Source organism: Agarivorans sp. JK6 (assembly GCF_045277145.1).
GTDB lineage: Bacteria > Pseudomonadota > Gammaproteobacteria > Enterobacterales > Celerinatantimonadaceae > Agarivorans > Agarivorans albus.
Map to the genome: position 1 here is coordinate 2,765,668 of NZ_CP113525.1, position 20,668 is coordinate 2,786,335.

Consider the following 20,668-nt stretch of genomic DNA (forward strand, 5'->3'; position numbering starts at 1 on the left):
TCTATCCTTGATAACTGAAACAAAAAGCTCGACACGAAATTGGGCGTGAGAACAGAATAAAACTCTGAGCAATTCTTCAGCAAAAATTAGTGACATTTATCTCATAGAAAACAGGCGAGGTAAACTACAAACTGATCTTAGGTATTCGTCTTAGGATTAACTAAATCTCTGATTTATAGCTTAAATACTAAATTCTTCTAGGAACTGAACAGCTTGATTTCGTCCAGTTTTCTTGGCGTGATATAAAGCATCGTCGGCGCGCTGTAATACACTATCGCAATTACTGTCGGTCACTTCTATGCTACTCACTCCTAAACTAACCGTAACATCAACCTGATGATTTAGGGTGGTGAAGGTGTATTCTTCAATCGCTATTCTTATCCGCTCGGCGCTGCGTAGAGCTTCAGATGTTTTAGTATTGGGAAGTAAAATGGCAAACTCTTCCCCGCCCATTCGCGCGCAAATATCCACCTCACGGAGTTGGGTACAAATCTGCTGATACACTTGCTTAAGCACTCTGTCACCACAAGGGTGACCATATTGATCGTTGATTCTCTTAAAGTTATCAATGTCTAACATGATTAAGCTGCAATCAAGAAAGTGACGGTGAAAGGTTTGATAGTGATTCGCCAAACTTTCAAAGAAACGACGGCGGTTAAACGCTCCGGTTAACTCATCGGTTTCACTAAGTCTACGCAGTTGTTGCTCTAGCTTGTAGCGCTCATTAATATTGCGCGCCGCCCAAACCACTGCTCGCTGACCATCTATAAAAGAGTTTAAGGGCAGAATGCGAGCTTCAAACCAATGCTCTCTTTCTAGTTTGGCGCTTTCACAGTTGGGTAAACGAATATCGTCTGGTGAAATGGCATACTCCGAAACACGCAAGCGCTGTTCAAAAATACTATTGCGGATTTGTTGTAAGAACCATTTAGCTTTTTCTTCGCTAAATACATCAGATACAAAGCGACCAGTTAATAACCGGCTGCTTGAGAACTCATGGGTTTCTTGATCACCCAAATGAGCAATACAATAACCATCTTCGGTAAAAACCAATGTGGAATCGGGAAATGCTGCAACAATCTCCAACAGCTGTGGAGTCGATAAATGCATATAATAAGCCTTAACTAACTGCAAAACAGAAACGACAAGGTTTAGTTACACAAACTACAAATCACTATTATTAGAATTATAAAGCTAAACGAAATTTGAGTTATAGCTGAAGCTTTAGACTACTCTGACCACTTGATGATGAAATTGATTCACATCAATTTGCGAAATAAATAGCAAGTAAATCTAATAAATCATAAGGCCTAAGAACATTAATCCACACATTAGCTAATAACCCCAACTAACTCACTAATAAGCTCTACGCTGGTTTTGCTACCAAACTGCTGTTTAAGCCAACTCTTCGCGACTTTTTCAGCATCGCTGCTTCTTTAATGCTCAGTAAAAACTAAATTTCTTGATGGTATTTCAGACAAGCCGACTTAATCGTTAAAACAGTCACAGCCTAATAAAACAACAATTGTATTACCAAGCGTTCAAGATAAAAGTATTAATCAATTGTTAAGGATTTATGAATAGCTAAGGACAGCTAATGAGCTTATTTACAGAATTTAACCCTATTAAGTGGGTGGTTTCTATTCTCTCCTGTTTGCCAACTAAGTTAGCTATTTGGCCTTTTCACACGCTAAAACTTCATCAGTTTAACGCTCTAGTGTTAATGGCAATAAGGCTTATCCGCCCAACATTTACAAGCGATAGCCAGATAGATGCTTCATCTATCAACTTGAGTTTTCCAACTCAGTTTAGGTATTGCCAACCCAAGTCCCAAGTGCTGTTAAATCGAGATGCTTATACATTTTGACGTCACTTAGACAGAAGCAAAATTGTTAATAAAAACAATAAACTCCACATAAGGAACATGATAAAAATGAAAGTTAGTTCTATATTTGCAATAGCAATTACCGTAGCAACAATAACGCCATCCCACGCTAATTATTTTAAGGATGATTTTAGCTGGGGATACAACTCTAGTATTTGGCAAGCCCGTGATGGCAGTAATGGCAGCCCTTTTGGTTGTAAATTTACTCCGTCTAAAATCTCACCAAGCTCCCATGGTATCACCCTAAACGTAGCACCAAATCAATGTGCCGAGCTTAGAACCAAATCCTTACTAAGTTATGGCAAGGTTCAATCTAGCCTCAAAACAGGAAATGCCAAAGGCACTGTATCCTCTATATTTACCTACACTTCATGGCATGATGTGCCTGGCCGAGCGTGGCAAGAAATAGACATCGAGTTTTTACCTAGCCTTGGCAATGTTGTACATACTAACCTTATCTACCAACCACAAGGTGGCCAATACCAAAGCTGGGAACTAGATATTGATTTAGGCCAATATGGTCTAAACATACATCAAGACCTAATCCATATAGGTTTCGATTGGTCTAGCTGGAAAATCGATTGGTACTTGATAGATTCTTCAGGAAATACTCGCATCATTCGTAGCCTGTACAAAGACAATGGGGATGGTTATATTGCCGCAAACGAGGTTCCACAATACGCATGGCCTGTGGATCCAACTCGCATAATGATCAACCACTGGCACGGCGATAACTCTGTAGATGCAATGTACTTCCCACAAGAGTACTTCTATCAAAACAACTGGGCCTACTACGATTACCTAGAATACACACCTAAATAAACTCAGCTATCGGCAAGCTTTATTTAAGCTTGCCTATTTTGGCCCAAGTTCATCTATCTACTCAGCATACACGCCCTAAAGCCTCTGCGTTAGTTCTCTTAAATTTCTGCCTTTCTTAACATAAGTGTTAGTCGAATCACATCCATAGCACAACAATATTGTAATACCATAACAACAAAAATACATTGCGTAATAAACAAACTAAAATCGACTAAACGCTAAGGATGGCACATGCAAATTTCAGTAGTGATGAGAACACTAAGCGGTTTTGCAATTCTATTTGTTTTACTCATTGCAGTAGCGCTGATTGGCCAAATAAACATACGCAACCTAGAAGCACAACTTAATGAAACTGTTGACCGCCTCACCCCTACTGCTGAGCTAACTAATCGCCTATCGGGCCTGCTGCTAAACACTGCATGGGTAATTGGCTTACACAGTAATACTGAGTCCCAAGAACAACTAAGCCAATTAGAGAACCAAGCGTCTAGCTATATGAATAGTTACCAAGATAACTACCAACAGCTATTGTTACTTACTGAAAAATATCCCGATCTACATAATTTGCTTGGCCCAATAGAGGCAAGTGCAGAAGCAACATTTAGCGCAGCCAACATGCAGTTTGTAAGCCATCAACAATGGCTAGTAGCTAACAAATCGGTTGAAAATCTACGCCGTGATTTTAAGCAACAATGGAGTAGATACAATGACGATCTAGAACAGATAGCGGAATCAGTAGACGGCGATGCGCACTGGATTGCCGTTGATCTACAAGCTGATGGTGTAGTGTTAGAGCGCCAGCTTGATGAAGCGTTTTATGCAAAAACGCCTGAGCAAACCAGCCAACAAATGCAGCAATTAAAGAAACTCTATGCCAGTATGATTGAAAAACGTGACGAATTAGAGTTCTATATTGAAGATGATATTGAGAACGTAGTTAACTATTTTGTATTACTTAACCAATCGCTAAACTCTCAAGGCTTGTTCAGTGAAATAGACCGCCTCGTACGTTTAACCCAGCAGCAACAAGACAACTTTAAGCAAATTAACACCCAAACTGCGGAAGCTTTAAATCAACTTACTCTCGCCAGTAGTGCGGTATCGGTAATCATTGCCGATGCGAAAAACCAAGCCAGTGAAAAATCGCAAAATGCCATTAGCACCATGATTGCCGTGGTGCTTGCCTCATTAAGCATATCGGTACTGGTTGCATGGAGTGTCACATCGAGTATTAAAGGGCCATTGAAGCGCACTTTGCAACAAATGAAACAGTTAGTTGAAGGCGATTTTAGTCAGCAAATAACCGTCGAACGCCAAGATGAGTTTGGCCAAATAGCGCGCCAATTAAACTCACTTACCGAGCAATTTAACCAAGTTATTGGTTCAATGGTAGACAGTGCAAAACAACTAGAGAACAGCGCCGAATCTGGCTTAAATGCAAGCCAACACTCTCGCTCAATTATCTCCGAACAACGCGCACAAACCGATATAGTAGCCAGTGCGGTAAAAGCCATGGAACAAGGAGTACAAGACGTATCCCAACAAGCCAATACCTCACGCGATGATATTGGAGATGTGTCGGCACTTACAGAGCAAGGCCGACAGGCCGCCCACACCACCCGTAAAACAACTACACAGCTAAAAACAACCATTCTTGATGCAGCAGAGAAAGTTGATACGCTTAAGCAAAGCTCTGATGATATAGGCTCAATACTCGATGTGATTCAAGGTATTGCAGAGCAAACTAACCTACTTGCGCTAAATGCCGCCATTGAAGCCGCAAGAGCCGGTGAACAAGGCCGAGGTTTTGCAGTTGTAGCCGATGAAGTGCGTAACCTTGCAAGCCGAACTCAAAATTCGACGACAGAGATTTTTAACGTTATCGAAGGTCTGCAAAAAGGTGCAAACGAAGCCGTAGACTTAATGAAACAAGGCGAAACCATGGTATTGGAGTGCTTAAGCCAAGCAGAGCAAAGTGACCAACAGCTGGAGAATATAGCCGTTATGCTGGAGCAAATTCGCGCCTACAGCCAACAAATTGCAACAACAGCTGAAGAGAAGATGGCAGTGGCTTCACAAGTAGCCAACAACGTACAAAAGATTGTAGAGTTAGGCCACTCTGCCCACAAAGATGCTGAGCACAATGAACAAGCAAGCGAATCATTAAAAGCCAAATCTGAGCAACAACTCGGGCAACTGGCCATTTTCAAGCTCAAAGAATACTTGCCTGCAAATAATCAAATTGCGACCCAGTAGCTTATTGTGATGAAACCAATAATAAATACGCTGACAAAAATTAGGCTATCTGCGGCGATGTTGGTTGTCTTAACTGACTGCAGCTCCAGCAAACTTAACAATGATTTGCAGAGCCAAGTGCTAAATCCAGAAAACAAGCAGATTTTAGCAAACGCTAACTTGGAAGCTGATTGCCCAGACTACGGACAATCCGCTTACCAGCTAATTCGTCAGCAGTTTGGCAAGAACGCCATAGAATCACCAGATCGCTTTAAAAACGACCACCAAGGAGAGCTCCATATACAAGAGCACACAGACAAGCTACACGGCCCCTATTTTCGCTTTATTTTGCACCGAGATTTAGATGGCAATAAAGGGAAGTATATCGATAGGCAACGCAATGAAATTAAAGTCTATGGCGGCTCGGCAGACGTGCTAAAAGGCTACCAAGACAGTCACTTCTCATACAGTTGGAAGTTTCGCGTTAGCAATGACATGCAGGTTACCAACAAGTTCACACATTTGTTTCAACTAAAAGCCGTTGGCGGTGAAGATTCAATGCCAATTATTACGTTAACCGGAAATACTCGCAAAGCTAAAGCAGGTATAGAAGTAAGACATAGTCCATTACGCCAAACCCGTATTCTAGCAAGAGCAGATTGGGACTTGATTCAAGGAGAGTGGCTAGAAGCCAAGGTTCAAGCCAAATACAGCGAACTCGGTTGGTTTAGCTTAAAACTGGTTCGTTTAAGTGATGGAGCAGAAATATTTAACTTTCGCGAAGACAAGCTAGACATGTGGCGAGGTGTGAGCAAACAGCATTTTGTTCGCCCTAAATGGGGAATTTATCGCTCACTTGTTGAAGCAAACAAACTTAAACCAAGTGTACATGTAGACTTTGCTAACTTTAGCATCAAGCAATTTGCTACAAACTAGCGGGCTTAACCACAGTCATTCAGCTTGTTATTTACCAAGGCATAAGTACAGCGGCTAATTAATGCAACTTGCTCAACTTGCATAAAGTGCCCCTGTTCCGCTAGGCGAATAACTTTAGAGTGTGGAGTTGGTAAGTATCGCTCGGCAAAATCAGCATTTTTGGGGTCAACCAAATGGTCTTTACCACCTTGTACTAACACCACAGGTATTTTAAGCGAAGCTAAACGCTCGGGCGAATCAGCTAAGCCATCTTGCAGGGCAAACATATCTAAATTAGCTTGGTTTAGTTGTTTCCCCATATCAGATAAAGACAATAAAAAGTGCCCTACACCACTTCTAGCAAACTTGTTATACCAACGCGCTTGAGTAAGCTGTTTACTCATTCCACCTGCCAACAATAACAAACCATCAACCTGCTTGGGGTTATGCTCGGCAATAATAGGCGCTAAGGACGCGCCCCAAGAATGGCCTACAAGAATTAATGGCAGCTCAGGGTACTTTTGCTTTAAGTGTTGAATGAGAGGTGAAATCAGCTTCGCTTGAGCCTGCATGTTAGCAACGGGTTTAGCTTGGTCTTGATATTGCGACAATCCCCAGCCCGGTCTATCAAAACTAACCACACGTATTTTGCTAGTTAAAGAAGGCTCAGTAATTAAGTAAGCACTGTCTTGCCAAGACCCAGGCGTACCGTGGATCCACACCATCACTGCTTGATCTGCACGCCCATTAGCATGTACGTTCAAAGTAAAATTATCCGCAGTAAGTTGATAGTGTTCGATATCGGGATTAGTTAACAAATCACTTTGAATAAACTGCTGTTGTTGCTTTATCGCACTAGGCATTGGGCTACAGGCTAACAATGTGCAGAGCCCTGTCAATAAACACAAACAAAACACCACTCTCTTCATTAAGAAGCTAAAATCCATAATCAGGCAACACCAAAGCAATAAACAGTCACTAAAACACTAGAAAGTGAAACCACCAAGTAAATTTCACATTCGATTACACTAGCCCAAACTTGACCCATTCCCAGCACATCGCCATAATCTGGGCTCTTCCTCCTCATGGCATTAAAAATGACTAACCCAGAAGATTCACCAGAAGAAATTGAAGTAGAAGCCACCGAAGTATTTGTGGATGAACAGCCTATCGAGCTTTACAAAGTATTAAAGATAGGCAATTTGGTGAATGGCGGCGGCGAAGCAAAAATGGCCATAGCAGAAGGTTATGTTGGGCTTAACGGTGAACTCGAGCAGCGTAAACGCAAGAAGGTGTATGCGGATGACATCATCGAGTTTAACGGTCAGTTTTTATATGTTGTTTGTGATCAGCCTATTACTGAGCCAGAGCCTAAAAGCGTAGAGAAGAAAGGTTCAAACAAGCAGAAAAACAAGGGAAATAAAGCAAGCAAGCCTAGTCAAAAACCAACAGCTGCCAAGCAGCCTAACGAAAAGCAAGCTCAACGAAATGCCAAAACAGGTCGCCACTCAATCAAGTTCTAGTAGCTAAAAGCCTAAAAATAAAAAGGCAGCCAAAGGCTGCTTTTTAATAAACACAAACATAAAAAAAGCCGCTCAATGAGCGGCTTTTTTACTAAGTAGTAAGCTTACTTCTTAGCTTGACGTTCTTTTTCTTCTGCGATTACCGCTTCAGCCACGTTTTGTGGAGTAGCAGCGTAGTGCGAGAATTCCATAGAGAACTGACCACGACCAGAAGTCATAGTACGTAGAGAACCAATGTAACCGAACATTTCTGCTAGTGGTACGTCAGCTTTAATACGTACGCCAGTTACGCCAGCTTCTTGGTCTTTAATCATGCCACGACGACGGTTCAAGTCACCAATAACATCACCAACGTGATCTTCTGGAGAGAATACGTCAACTTTCATGATTGGCTCAAGAAGTTGTGGGCCCGCTTTTGGTACAGATTGACGGTAAGCGCCTTTAGCTGCAATTTCAAAAGCAATTGCTGATGAATCCACTGCGTGGAAAGCACCATCGTACAATTCTACTTCCATATCTAGTAATGGGAAGCCAGCTAGTGGACCAGTTTCCATCATCACTTCGAAGCCTTTTTGAACTGCAGGCCAGAATTCTTTAGGTACGTTACCACCAACAACAGTTGAAGAGAACGTGAAACCAGAGTTAGGCTCACCAGGCTTGATGCGGTAATCAATCTTACCGAATTGACCAGAACCACCAGACTGTTTCTTGTGCGTGTAGCTATCTTCAATCGCTTGAGTAATAGTTTCACGGTAAGCAACCTGAGGTTGACCAACAACTAGGTCTACACCGTAAGTACGCTTCAAGATATCAACTTTAATGTCTAGGTGAAGTTCGCCCATACCTTTAAGGATGGTTTCGCCTGAATCTTCGTCAGTTTCAACTTGGAAAGAAGGATCTTCTGCAACCATTTTACCGATAGCAATACCCATTTTCTCAGTTGAACCTTTATCTTTAGGTGCAACAGCAATCGAGATTACTGGAGTTGGGAATACCATAGGCTCTAGGGTACAAGGGCTCTTAGGATCACATAAAGTGTGACCAGTTTGAACGTTCTTCATACCTACGATAGCAATAATGTCACCAGCTTGAGCGCTAGTTAATTCATTACGGTCGTCAGCTTGCATTTCTACCATACGGCCAACACGCTCTGTTTTACCAGTAAACGCGTTAAGGATGGTGTCACCTTTGTTCAACACACCCGAGTAGATACGTACGAAAGTAAGCGCACCAAAGCGGTCATCCATAATTTTGAATGCTAACGCGCGTAGTGGTTCGTCTGCAGAAACAATAGCGTGGTTGCCAGTTTCTTCGCCTTCGTCATCCATAAGAGGTTGAGGATCAACTTCAGTTGGGTTTGGCAAGTAATCAACAACAGCATCAAGTACTAATTGAATACCTTTGTTTTTAAATGCAGAACCACAGTAAGTTGGGAAGAAAGACATATCACGAGTACCTTTACGGATACACGCTTTAAGTTGCTCAATAGTAGGTTCTTCACCTTCCATGTAAGCCATCATCAAGTCTTCGTCTTGCTCAACTGCAGTTTCAACCAACATTTCGCGGTATTCAGCTGCCTTCTCTACCATATCTTCTGGGATATCGGTAACTTCGTAGTTCTCAGGAAGACCAGTGTCATCCCAGATGTAAGCTTTTTCAGATAGAAGGTCAACAACACCAACGAAGTCGTCTTCGATACCGATAGGTAGAACCATAACTAGTGGGTTAGCAGCTAGTACGTCTTGAGTTTGCTTAACTACGCGGTAGAAGTCAGCACCCATACGGTCTAATTTGTTTACGAAGATGATACGAGCAACTTCTGATTCGTTAGCGTAACGCCAATTAGTTTCTGACTGAGGTTCAACACCACCAGAACCACAGAATACACCGATACCGCCATCAAGTACTTTAAGTGAACGGTATACTTCAACAGTGAAGTCAACGTGTCCAGGAGTATCAATAACGTTGAAGCGGTGGTCGTTCCAGAAACAGCTTACTGCTGCAGACTGAATAGTAATACCACGCTCAGCTTCCTGTTCCATGAAGTCAGTAGTAGACTCACCGTCATGTACTTCACCAGTTTTGTGGATCTGACCAGTAAGTTTTAGGATACGCTCAGTTGTGGTAGTTTTACCTGCATCAACGTGAGCAAAAATACCAATATTTCTATATTTTGATAAATCAGCCATTGTTCAACTCTAATTCAATTGTTTTTCAAATTCGCGGGGAGTATACCACTACTGTCGCACAAGGCGAGAGGGTGAACTGTATTTGAGCGATTTATTGCGAAATTTCTTTAAAAAAGTGTCTTTAATTAGTGTCAACAACTAGCCGCAAGCCTGTTAACCACGGGTTTTCACTTAAATTAGTATTTTCTGCTCACTCAACAAAAAAAGTATAACTCCCCTACCCAATAATCAGCATAGTTGGCTTAATCGTTAGCGCAACCGGATTATTGCCCTTATTACCACCACCTTTGTTAGCGGTAGCTTAGGCTAGCATTACTTCTTTTTATCCATCATTGCTTTAAGATCAGCAAACGGGTTTGAGGTTGCCACTTCTTGCTTTAAATCACTACCGGCTTCTACTGTTGAGCCGTATTGAGCAGCTTCGGTATATTTAGAATGCTCATGGTCATGACAGTACAAACATAACAGCTCCCAGTTAGACCCATCGTTTGGGTTATTGGTATGGTCGTGGTCGATATGGTGCACGGTTAATTCGCGTAAATTAGAGTAAGGAAATTCACGTGCACATCGCCCACAAACCCAAGGGAATAATTTCAACGCTTTCTCGCGGTAACCTTGTTCAAGGCTTGCGTAATTATTTGGAATATTAGCCATTCTCTGCTCCAGCTATTTTTGCCAAACACTATAACATCAGCACAGCTAAAACACGCAACTAAGCGGGCTTGTTTTGTTCAGCAACAGAAACTTGGGTAAGCGCTTTCATATTTATCAAAAATAAACCACACTAAGCTTAATTGCGCTAAGGGATCAGCCATGGATAAATCGTTAACTCAAGTACACTGTAATCGTTGTGAATGCAGCACCACCACCGACAAAGTAAACGGCTGGCGAGTATTTTTGTATAACGGATTAGAACTGCCACTGCGTAGAACCTTGGGTTGGTGCAAACAATGTGAAGCGCTAGTAACTGCCGAAGAATTTAGAGATATAAACCTCATAATCAAAGAAATGGGCGAACTGGTTAGGCAGGTATCAGCCTTAGAGAAAACCCTAAAAACTAACTACTGGCAACGGCTGCTTAATCGCAAGCTTCGCAGAGTGCGCCGTCGCTCTGTAGAAAACTTACTAACCCTAGGCGCAGAACTTGATGTTGCCAGGCAAAGGGCAAATAAAGCGAGGTGTGTTTGCTGTGACTCTTTAGATGTAGAGGTTATAGATTCTTCCTTAAACATTGTTGAGCAATTTTGGCAGCACAATAAACATAATGAAGTTGCCACAGGGTTAACTCATCCCGGTTGTGGCGGCGAGTTTGTCGCACGTTCAAATTCAAAAGTAGCGGGTAAACATGCGACCGCCACTTCATCAGAGCCACTCCCCGCAGCAAACTCTCAAAAACAAGACCAACAAAGTGTTGCCTAAGGCAACACTTTTTAAATTAACAAGACAACAATTGGTGCACCTGCTTAGCTCGCTCGCCCCAGCTTTCTGAACGCACACTCATTCGTTGAAAAGAGGTTCTACGATGCTGCAATGCCGAAGGTGTATCTAAGCTGTCTTGCAGCGCTTGAACCATTTGAAACGGCTCTTCAACTTGCGTCACCATGCCTGCGTAAGGTTTAAGCGCAGGGAAAGGCGTGCTTACAATGGGGCGCCCCGCGGCCAAATACTCACGTAATTTAAGTGGGTCACAAGACGCTATTTGCTTACAGCTTTTAAAGGGTAACCAAGATACCTGCCAATGCTGTACATAACGGGGTAGCTCACTATGGGCTACTGCCGGGTACACTTCTATATTATCTACTTGTTTAAAAGCAGAAATATCGGTTTGCACTTGGCCAATAAATACAAAACGCCATTCGGGTAAGGCCTTAGCAACTTTAACGATTAAAGGGATATCTAACCAAGCTGCTATAGAGCCATAAAAACCAGCAACTGGACCGCCTTGTAAAATAGATGGCGCTGGGCTCGAGGGGCGAACAAACAAGTTATAGTCTACCCCGTGCGGTAAAATACGGGTTTTCAAAGCTAGATGCGGTTGCTTAGAGAACTTACGTAACAGCATGTCACTAGCCACTAGCACGTGGTCAGCCTTCTCAACTAACAGCTTTTCACACTCAGTAACATGTTGGTGGTCTACGCCAGCTAGTGCATTAAAATCATCGCCACAGTAATAAATGACTTGCCTCTCGTTTAGGTGGCCTAACATATCTACCGCCGTTGGTAAGGCAATCCAAAGATCAGGATTTGTTAACTTAAGGCGCTTAACTTGTTTATTTACCTGGGCTTTTAACAAGCAGCGGTTAAGCCAGCGAAACAAACGACTGCGTGGCGCAGGCAAGGCTATTGGCGACAATACATGAATATTGGCCGGCTTTTTAGCTGATGCTTTTCCTGTAGAATCTTGAGCTTTCGCGTTTGTTTTGGCCGCACCAAACATCGACTTCATTTTTTCTAGTACTCTTTTAGCATCTCGCAGGCTCAAGCGTGGCCTACGTAAACCAATAGAATTAATCCAAAGAATACGGTGGTTTTTAGCCAGTTCGGTTATCACGTGTTGGCTGCTACTTGGGTGGCGTTGCCAATCTTCACCAAATACTATGAGATCGTGTTTCATGTTATTTCTCCTCAATCGATTTAATGACTTTGGCGGGTACACCTGCGGCCAAAACACCTGCCGGCAAACTTCTCGTCACAATGCTACCTGCAGCAACCACTGTACCTTTACCAATAGTTACCCCGGCCATAACTGATACACCGGTAGCTAACCACACGTCATCTTCAAGAATAACGTCGCCAACCTGCTCATCTAGCTCGGGCAAGCCAGCAGCTCGTTGCTCTGCGTTTAGAGGATGACCTGGGTAGCCAGCAATAAAACAGCGCCCAGCTAAACGTACGTTGTTTCCCAAGATAACTTGTCTGCCAACGGCGATGGTGGTTTGCCAGCCAACATCCACGTTATCGCCAATCTTTAATAACGCGGGCTCAGCTGCACTGCTTCGTCCACTAAAGGTGGTCGCCCCAGAAATTCGGCAGCGATTGCCTAATTCAATATTTAGGCCTTCACTAATAAGTGGCATTCCACCATATAGATACAAGGCCTGAGAAGGGCCGCTGGTTTTACTTCTAAACAAAGGCGTCCACCACAATATGCGCAGCACACTGCTTAATGCATTAGATAAACTGGTATGAAGGCGGTAAAGCACCGAGAACAACAATGGCACTTTGGGTAGCTGACATAACCTTAGCGCCTTCAAAAACCTAAATAGATTTTTTGCTACAGCAGAGTCACTACTTTTTAGCCAATGCTTAGTTTGATGAAAAAACATGCTGCTCATATAATTCCCCAATAACAGGTAGATGTGTTGTCTTAAACTGTAGATAGCAGCATTTATGCCAACAAACTAAAATCAATTTATTCAATAACTTACAAAGAAAAACAAAGAGCGAGTTGCAGTTTGCAATTCGCTCTTTGGGGCTCAAGCATAAGCCTTCTTAAAATGCATTTTGGGCTTTACCAATGGCATTGCCCATACCAACAACCAGCTTAAGCCAATGGCCGGTAATAAAGAGGTCCAGATAGAAGAGGCCATAAACGGAACGATTAGAAGCAAACCTAAAGGAGGGAGCAAAGCGCTGAGCAGCACAGCTACTTTATAAGGCAAGGCCTGAAAGCGTAAGCTCAGTGCGGTGAATAGTATAAAGCGCAAAGCAAATACACTGTTGGTAGCCACAATCAGCCCCCAAACACCCCACATAGGGATAAGTAGGTAATACAAACCTATCGCCATCAACGCCGACAAAGCATTAATCCGCGGCAGCCAAACAGGGCTATTTGGTAGGTAGCAACCAATATCGGTTACTGCAGTGGCTAGTTTAAAGCCCAGCGCCAAAAGCATTAAAGGCAACCATTCAATGCCACCTAAGTACTCTATTGGCAGCACCCACTTAAGTACTATGGGGGCAAATAACGCAGCAGACAAAATCAATAACATCACCGCGAACAGCAAACGCTGATGAATCACACTCACTTCGTTTACGCCATTGCGTTGTTGTAACACCGTAAACCGACGTGGTAACCACCAGCTTTCTAATACACCAAATGCCATGGCGGTGGCCTCAACCACTTTAATCATAATGGCGTACTGGGCTAACGTTTCTGCGCCTAACCACTCTGCTAGTAGCAGCCGATCTAAACCATGCATAATGAATAGCGCGAGCGAAGCGCCAATTAAGCAACGTTGATAACTTAAGGTTAACTTGGCAAGGGCAAGATCTAACTTCAACTTCAGCTGTTTGCGGCAAAACCACAAACCAATACTTAAACCTAAAGCATTGGCACAAACGCTAGCAACAATCACCGCATCCATTCCCCAGCCTTGCTGCAAACCAAGTAGAGTCATCACTACTTGGCAACTCGCTTGCGCCACAACTAAATAAAAATAACTGTCAGCGCGGCGCTCAATGCGCAGCCACATCATAATAGGCTGCAAAGAAATGGATAAAGCAATAACCGCAGAAACGCCAGCTAACTGAATAAGACTTAACTGAGAGAACACCTCTAGCGGTGCTAGGGCTAGTGCTGTTCCTGCCAATACGGCTAACACTACGCCGTAACTCAAACTTAATAAAACAGACGACGAAATAAGGTTCGCTTTCGCCGCGGCATCTTTACACTCTGGGTAAAAACGTGGCAAAGCACCTGCACTTATTTCTAACAGCGAACACAGAGAAAAAATCACTACCAGACTTTCTAATACTCCGTATTCTTGCAAACTCAAATAGCGCGTGGTGACTGGCAGCATCATTAAGCCAATGCCTTTTTGCAGAATCATGAGTACGCCGTATATACCCATTTCCTGTAAGGATTGGCGAGCTTGCTTAAGTTTATTCCACAGCATAATTGGCTCTCCCCGCTCGAATGCGAATCAACCAAAGAGCCCACTCTCGGCTTTGCCATTTACTAAAGCTGCTTACAAAATAATTATCTTGGGTTTGCGAGTCACCGTTGTTTAGCTGATATTTTTCGATGAGGTGCTGGGTAAAGCGCCAATAACAGAGTAAATCGAACCAACTCACTTGGGTTCTTAACTGCAAATAAGCATGCCGACAAAGCATTTCCAAACACAGCGGCGCAGCGTTAGGCAACAACTTGCTTTGCTCCATGCGCTGCATAAAATCACCAATAGATGACATACGTGCATACAAACGATGTTTGTCGGCGCCAGCGCGTCGACAAATGCCCTGCGGATTATGCCGATAAAAGTAGTAAGCTTGCTCAATATGCACCACGGTATCTGCGAACAGTTCGGCCATGTAAGAGAAAATTTCATCTTCAAATAACTCCCCTTGCGGAAAAACGATTTGATGCTCAAAAATAAACTCTCGACGAAATAACTTGTTACATACCGAAGTATTCTCGCTGATATTTTGATGGGCGTAGCACTCTACCCCGTGGGCAGAAAACTTACTAAAACCACAACTTACCCAATCCGCTTGCTGCCCACTGGCCTCATTAAACAAATGCTGATACATGTTTTCATCTACGTAATCATCACTGTCTAAAAACCCAAGATACTGGCCCTTAGCGTGGCTCATTCCAATGTTTCGCGCTTGAGCTAAACCCACGTTTTTATCTAGGTTAACAATGCGAATTGCCAACCTGGATTGCTGGGCAAAACGCGTCGCTAGTTGATAAGCCTTATCCGGTGAAGCATCAATCACCACAATAACTTCCAGTGAACTTAGTTGCTGGTTTTCTAGGCTAGTTAAACATTCCCACAAATATTGCTCGGTATTAAACACCGGAACCACCACAGACACGCTGACCTGAGAAGCAAATACACTTTCCATTATTTAGCTCCTTCACTACTCAAGCTGGGCGATAACAGCCCTACAGAAAACTGTTGTTTGAACTGGCGCGCCTTTACCCAATAACTCAGTAATACAATTTGTGTTGCCGAGCCTCTGAATTTTAAATAACGGCTTACTTTGTAGTCTTGGGGAACAACTGCGCAGCGCTCAAGCAAACGGTACTTACCCACTAGATGGTCGATAAAACTAAAGAAGCCCAACAAATCAACAGCAGAAATATGATAATAAAGCGCGCTTAAAGCGTGATTAGCTAAACACTGCAGCAGCTCCGCCGCATGACCTTCAATAGCGCCCCGGCGCTCCATATCGGCTAAAAACCTTGCCAGCATCAACTGCTTATCATAGAGGTTGAATCGACCGTGGTTATCTCCACGGCACAGGCCTTCTGGACTCATTCGGTAGTTGTAAAGCACTTGATTAACCTCTGCTACATTCTCGGTGGCAAAGCGTGCGGTATACGCAAAAGGTTCATCTTCAAAAATCACATTGCTATAAAAATTAATTTGCTTGGAAAGCAGATAAACACGACGAAACAGCTTGTTAGTCACAAAGGTATCGTCGTAATACTCTTTGGTAGGAATGTTGTGGTATTCCACACTAGAGGCATGCGTTTCAAAAGAGCGCATTTGGCAACTCACCACATCGGCATTGGTTGTGAGCGCTTTGCAAAACATCAGTTCAAACATATTTGGCTCTGCATAATCATCACTGTCTACAAAACCAATGTATTCACCCTGCGCCGACTGCATGGCAATGTTGCGAGCCATCGACACACCCACATTTTTTTCCAATACAATTTTGCGAAAGCGTTCTGGATATTGAATACAAAACTCCCCAGCAATCGCTGCGCAGTTGTCTGGAGAGGCATCAATAACCACTATTACCTCAACATGTTCGAGCGTTTGCTTGGCCAGTGAGCTCAAACAACTTGCTAGGTACTGCTCAGATTTATAGACAGGAACAATAATAGATACGTTAAACATGACGATGCCCTCTTTTGCTATTCTTCGACCCGTTATTTCGAGTTCGAATTCAGGTCATAGCAACACTAGAGCAAAAGCTAGGCCATCCATTTTTAGTTATTTAAATTCAACAAGATAAAAGCGGAAAGGTTGTAACAAGGAACGCTTGTTTAGAGGCTTTTGCATTCTGCAATAGGTTGGCGAAGTAGTTGAGCAATCGCCACTACTAAGGCAGTAAAAATATAGATAGGCCAAGTAAAGCCTTGAGTAAGGAAGGTGCCCGAAACAATGGTGCCTAACATACCCGCAAACACCCCTTCAGCGCAGGAGAACAAGCCAGCATGCTTGCTTGTAGCATGTTGTGCAAGGGTCTTTAGATTCTGATGGGCAAGCCGACAAACTTTAAATAGCAGCACACAAAATACAATAAACCCCACAAAGCCTGTTTCTGCTAACACCCCAAACCAAGTGCTATGAACAGCATGGTTTTTACCATCCCAGTGAGACGAGAAGAAATAGTAGTTCGCATAAAAGTTATCAATCCCAACCCCGGTAATGGGGTTATATAAAGCCATCTTAAAGGCAGCCTGCCATGCATAAATTCGGCCCATAGAAGACTCATCAATTCCCGACTCGGCCGCCCCACCCGAGCTACGCTCCGACACCCCCGCCAGAATAAACAATATCGGTAATGCCAAGGCGCCGGCGCTAATTAGCAGCGCCTTATTTTCCACTCTTCGCCATGCTAGCACTGCACAAATGGTGGCAATGCCTAACAGTCCACCTCGGCTTTGAGTGGCCAAAATGGCCAAGATAATCGCTCCAGCACATACAATGGCCAGCAAGCGAGTGAACGATAAACCTCGCTTTAAGCTAAAGGCCAAGGCAAAACCTAAGGGAAACTGCAAGGTTAAGGCGAGGTCGTTCGGGTCTCCTAATACCGAGCCCATCGAGCGGCCAATGGTTACTCGGGTACCCTCTACCATCTCTATACCGGCGGCGGCATTTTGTAAGGCAACTGTCGCAATCATTAAGCCACAAACAAAAAAGGCAACGGCTGCTCTTTCAAAATCTTCGGGGCGACGCATTAACCAAGCAATCGCCACAGTCATTAATGCAATCTTGCTAAATACCCCATTAAAATATGCCATTGCTGTAGGCCTACTACTGGCAAATATCACCCCCACCGCACACAAAGCCACAAACAACATTAAGCAGCTTAATTCTTTACTCCAGTAGATTTGCATTTTGCGAGAAATGAATAAATGCCAAGCCAAACAAGCTAAAGATGCAAGGGCCAATAATTGCGGAATGCGTAAAACATACAAGGCAGGAAAAGCTTCGTGTAAACGAAAAAATGAGAAACAAACAAAGCCAAGCACTACCCAAAAAGGTTGTTTCATCACCATGACAACAAGCAGAGGAAGAACGCCTAAGGCTATTGGAATCAAGGGATTAGATAGCTTTAACCAAATTAGAGCTACCGCCGCCACAACCAATAGTGACCAAGCTAAAGGCTTAAGTCGCATTCCGCTATGGTCTTGATTTTTTAAGGCTGCTTTCATCTACATTACTCTCTGGCATTCAGCTTGCTTATGTAGCTGTATAAGCAAGCTGAATGCCAGCTACTATCCAGGAGATTGATATGCCTAACTTAGTGAATAGCCAACCCGTATGCAGTGTAGTGATCCCTACTTACAATTGTTTAAGCTACTTAAAACAAGCCTTAGCAAGCGTTGAACAACAAAACGTAGATAAGCTGGAAGTTATTGTAGTAGACGACAACTCTAGCGATGGCACCTGGCAATGGCTGCAAAACCAACAGCAAAAAACACCGCATCTACGTAGCATTAAACTCAGCGGCAAAGGCCCAGCAGTGGCTCGCAATATCGCCATTCAACAAGCAAAAGCGCCACTTATTGCTTTTTTAGATGCCGATGACATTTGGTTAGCAGGCAAACTACAACGCCAAATCGAATTTCATCAAGCACAGCCTGAGTTAAGCTTTAGTTTCACCGATTACCGGCATGTGGGAGAAAATGGCGAAGACCGAGGCACTTGCTTCGAGTTTTGGCCAAACTACCAAGGCTTAAGACAACAAAAAAAGGGCTACCAACTTAAAGCCGATGCCGCAGCAAGTTTGTTTGCAGAAAACGTGGTTGGCACCTCTACGGTAATGGCATCACGGACAGCCTTACTAAAATGCTTCGCCTTTGATGAGCAACTGCCCTCGGCAGAAGATTGGGACTTGTGGCTAAAGTTGGCATTACTAGGCCCTGTTGGCATTAGCAACCATGTTGATTGCGAATACCTAATGCGCGATGGTTCTGAAAGCAGTAAAAGTCAGCTACGCATTAAAGCCATGCACATTATCTATCAGCGCTATGCGCAAGCAGTAAAACAGCAATCACCAAAAGCTTTAGCCCAAGCCAAAGCTCGCATCGCCACCGCAGAAGCGGAGCTATACAATGAACAAAGCCTGCGACTATCAGCAATATTCTCAAGAGTTCAGGCTCTTTACTATTCCCCAAATCGCCGACGCGTTATAGAAACCTTAGCGGACACCCGTAATTTGTTATTGCTGAGATAGCCTAGGGTTTAATTGTTATTAAGGCATTTAAGTTAAACACAATTGTAAAGCGTAAACCTTGCGGTTACGGCCAAAGCTTAGCAGTCTCTATTGCTTCTATCTTTACACCAAAACTAGAGATATTAGCTAAGGTAGCGTTATGGTGGGCTCGAATCTGAGCGCCACTTGCGTGCTCTTTATCATGAGTTGTGTGAGCATCAGATACCAACACTACCGGATAGCCTAAACCAGCCGCTCTGCGAACAGTGGTATCCACACAAAACTCAGAGGCATAGCCACACACAATTAGGCTATCAACGGCTAGCTCTTTCAATAACTCTTCAAGGTTGTTATTGAGAAACGAATCGGGAGTGGTTTTGCGAACAAAATGGTCACCCGTTTGAGTTACTAGGCTAGACTGCAATGCCCATCCCTCGGTTCCATACTCAATGACAGAATTGGCATGTTCGTGCTGAATAAAGATTATCGGGACAGACTTTGCGCGCGCCAAACTGGTAACTTGATTTATCTTGTTAAGAACCACTTGAGACTCAAATGGTTGAGGTTCTGGGTCGAATAAAATCGACTGAACATCTATAACCAATACTGCAGATTTCATTAATATCCTCCGACTAAGTTAATGCCGTTTTAGGGGAAGCTTCACCGCGCGGCAAAACCCAAAAACCTAGTTATAAGCTCACCTTGCAGCCATGCTCTAACTCCATGTCATCAGGCACCTCGAACTTGCCTTCCATAAAGTCAAACATCATGTCGGTCACTTCAAAGGAATATACTTTAGGGTCTTTTTCCATATTGCGTTTAGCGACTCGCTGCTTGCGTGTTTCCGACGCAGCTTCTATGTAGTGAACTTCAGCATTTATTTTCAAAGCCTTAGCATGATTTACAAAAATGTCTCGTAGCGCTTTGGTAGTAAAACCTAAATCGAGAACAACGTTTCCACCTAATGCTAAAATTTGCTCACTCACTTCCCATATTTGCTGGTAGCAACGCTCTACCCGCTCCATCATCCACGAGAAATCGAGTTCCACCATATCCTTAGCAAACAGCGTCTGCATCCAAGGATCTATCGAGAATTTAACTGCGCCAATGTCTTCACAAATAGAGAGAGAATAAGTTGTCTTACCTGCCCCTGTTGCGCCGCAAACTATAATTAGCCTAGCCATTTTAAACATCCTTTTATGTCTATTCTATGAGAGAAATATAAGATCAAATAGGCAAAATTTAAATTAGCTTGTTAAGTGCAAAACAGCTAATCAGCCAATTATTTATAGTTGCCAAAAACCGTGCTCAATTGAGCCAAGTATACAAATCGCAAAGCTCGTAAGCATTACACACAGATTCAACATCTAGAGTTACGACCTCAAGGTAATGTACTTTCATGCTTATCCCTTGTTATTGGTACATACTATCAGCTAAATACTGGCCTAAAGAAACTACGTTCAACACTTAAAACACATCGAGTATCTTCTGCAAACTTAAATGCTTCAATACACTCACGATCACCTAATGACTTATTACGGCACACCTCATAGTCCGCTAGACTTGGGAAAGTAAATAACGCTAGAGCTACGTTATTTGCTCCCTCAGAAGGTAGAAAATATCCGTTATGTTGCCCTCCTAGTCGGTTCACCAGCGGTATCCACATTTTTGCACACTCTTAAAACTCAGGTAGTTTG

At 43.2% G+C, this 20,668-nt stretch carries 19 protein-coding genes; 6 read left to right on the forward strand and 13 right to left on the reverse strand.

The window, feature by feature from the left end:
* Positions 1–180: 180 nt before the first annotated feature.
* Positions 181–1,110 (reverse strand): diguanylate cyclase, encoded by a 930-nt coding sequence (locus tag OV592_RS12865; protein ID WP_406608845.1) that lies wholly within the window; start codon positions 1,108–1,110, stop codon positions 181–183.
* An 823-nt stretch (positions 1,111–1,933) separates the two neighbouring features.
* On the opposite strand from OV592_RS12865, the gene OV592_RS12870 reads away from it, so the two are divergent.
* From OV592_RS12870 to OV592_RS12880, 3 genes are all read left to right on the forward strand, one after another.
* Complete coding sequence (locus OV592_RS12870) at positions 1,934–2,707, forward strand: family 16 glycosylhydrolase (RefSeq protein ID WP_406608846.1); 774 nt, start codon at positions 1,934–1,936, stop codon at positions 2,705–2,707.
* Positions 2,708–2,938: 231 nt separating this feature from the next.
* Positions 2,939–4,963: a methyl-accepting chemotaxis protein gene (locus OV592_RS12875; RefSeq protein ID WP_406608847.1), complete on the forward strand. Its 2,025-nt coding sequence runs from the start codon at positions 2,939–2,941 to the stop codon at positions 4,961–4,963.
* 57 nt (positions 4,964–5,020) lie between these two features.
* Complete coding sequence (locus OV592_RS12880; protein ID WP_406608848.1) at positions 5,021–5,878, forward strand: heparin lyase I family protein; 858 nt, start codon at positions 5,021–5,023, stop codon at positions 5,876–5,878.
* 5 nt (positions 5,879–5,883) lie between these two features.
* Here the strand turns inward: OV592_RS12880 and OV592_RS12885 are convergent, their stop codons facing one another.
* Entirely contained in the window at positions 5,884–6,720 is an 837-nt protein-coding gene (locus OV592_RS12885) for an alpha/beta fold hydrolase (RefSeq protein WP_406608849.1), read from the reverse strand.
* A gap of 234 nt (positions 6,721–6,954) precedes the next feature.
* Here OV592_RS12885 and OV592_RS12890 point away from each other — a divergent pair, with 234 nt between their 5' ends.
* Entirely contained in the window at positions 6,955–7,380 is a 426-nt protein-coding gene (locus OV592_RS12890; protein ID WP_406608850.1) for an RNA-binding S4 domain-containing protein, read from the forward strand.
* 104 nt (positions 7,381–7,484) lie between these two features.
* On the opposite strand, the gene fusA is transcribed toward OV592_RS12890, so the two are convergent.
* Together fusA and OV592_RS12900 are read right to left on the reverse strand one after the other, a co-directional pair.
* Complete coding sequence (fusA, locus tag OV592_RS12895; protein ID WP_016400532.1) at positions 7,485–9,569, reverse strand: elongation factor G; 2,085 nt, start codon at positions 9,567–9,569, stop codon at positions 7,485–7,487.
* Positions 9,570–9,881: 312 nt separating this feature from the next.
* Positions 9,882–10,223 carry a YajD family HNH nuclease gene (locus OV592_RS12900; RefSeq protein WP_152782311.1) on the reverse strand — a complete coding sequence of 114 codons (342 nt, stop codon included), beginning with the start codon at positions 10,221–10,223 and terminating at the stop codon, positions 9,882–9,884.
* A 159-nt stretch (positions 10,224–10,382) separates the two neighbouring features.
* Here OV592_RS12900 and OV592_RS12905 point away from each other — a divergent pair, with 159 nt between their 5' ends.
* The gene (locus OV592_RS12905) at positions 10,383–10,988 is read left to right on the forward strand and encodes a hypothetical protein (protein ID WP_406608851.1); all 606 of its coding nucleotides are present in this window, start codon (positions 10,383–10,385) and stop codon (positions 10,986–10,988) included.
* Positions 10,989–11,004: 16 nt separating this feature from the next.
* Here OV592_RS12905 and OV592_RS12910 read toward each other — a convergent pair whose 3' ends face one another.
* From OV592_RS12910 to OV592_RS12935, 6 genes are all read right to left on the reverse strand, one after another.
* Positions 11,005–12,183, reverse strand: coding sequence for a glycosyltransferase (locus tag OV592_RS12910; protein WP_406608852.1), 1,179 nt, complete (start codon positions 12,181–12,183; stop codon positions 11,005–11,007).
* Position 12,184: 1 nt separating this feature from the next.
* Positions 12,185–12,904 (reverse strand): acyltransferase, encoded by a 720-nt coding sequence (locus OV592_RS12915; RefSeq protein WP_406608853.1) that lies wholly within the window; start codon positions 12,902–12,904, stop codon positions 12,185–12,187.
* Between the two features lie 141 nt (positions 12,905–13,045).
* A complete protein-coding gene (locus OV592_RS12920; RefSeq protein ID WP_406608854.1) occupies positions 13,046–14,467 on the reverse strand; it encodes a lipopolysaccharide biosynthesis protein in 1,422 nt (473 codons plus the stop codon).
* Positions 14,454–15,419, reverse strand: a complete 966-nt coding sequence (locus OV592_RS12925; RefSeq protein WP_406608855.1) for a glycosyltransferase family 2 protein — start codon at positions 15,417–15,419, stop codon at positions 14,454–14,456. Before OV592_RS12925 ends, OV592_RS12920 begins: the two co-directional genes overlap by 14 nt.
* Positions 15,419–16,423, reverse strand: a complete 1,005-nt coding sequence (locus tag OV592_RS12930) for a glycosyltransferase family 2 protein (protein ID WP_406608856.1) — start codon at positions 16,421–16,423, stop codon at positions 15,419–15,421. Before OV592_RS12930 ends, OV592_RS12925 begins: the two co-directional genes overlap by 1 nt.
* A gap of 149 nt (positions 16,424–16,572) precedes the next feature.
* The gene (locus tag OV592_RS12935) at positions 16,573–17,967 is read right to left on the reverse strand and encodes an O-antigen ligase family protein (protein ID WP_406608857.1); all 1,395 of its coding nucleotides are present in this window, start codon (positions 17,965–17,967) and stop codon (positions 16,573–16,575) included.
* Positions 17,968–18,020: 53 nt separating this feature from the next.
* On the opposite strand from OV592_RS12935, the gene OV592_RS12940 reads away from it, so the two are divergent.
* Positions 18,021–18,992: a glycosyltransferase family 2 protein gene (locus OV592_RS12940; RefSeq protein ID WP_406608858.1), complete on the forward strand. Its 972-nt coding sequence runs from the start codon at positions 18,021–18,023 to the stop codon at positions 18,990–18,992.
* Between the two features lie 64 nt (positions 18,993–19,056).
* Here OV592_RS12940 and OV592_RS12945 read toward each other — a convergent pair whose 3' ends face one another.
* The 3 genes from OV592_RS12945 to OV592_RS12955 form a co-directional block, all read right to left on the reverse strand.
* Positions 19,057–19,590 carry a cysteine hydrolase family protein gene (locus OV592_RS12945; protein WP_406608859.1) on the reverse strand — a complete coding sequence of 178 codons (534 nt, stop codon included), beginning with the start codon at positions 19,588–19,590 and terminating at the stop codon, positions 19,057–19,059.
* Between the two features lie 70 nt (positions 19,591–19,660).
* Entirely contained in the window at positions 19,661–20,155 is a 495-nt protein-coding gene (locus OV592_RS12950) for an ATP-binding protein (RefSeq protein ID WP_016400543.1), read from the reverse strand.
* 245 nt (positions 20,156–20,400) lie between these two features.
* Positions 20,401–20,637, reverse strand: coding sequence for an NIPSNAP family protein (locus tag OV592_RS12955; RefSeq protein WP_406608860.1), 237 nt, complete (start codon positions 20,635–20,637; stop codon positions 20,401–20,403).
* Positions 20,638–20,668: the final 31 nt, after the last annotated feature.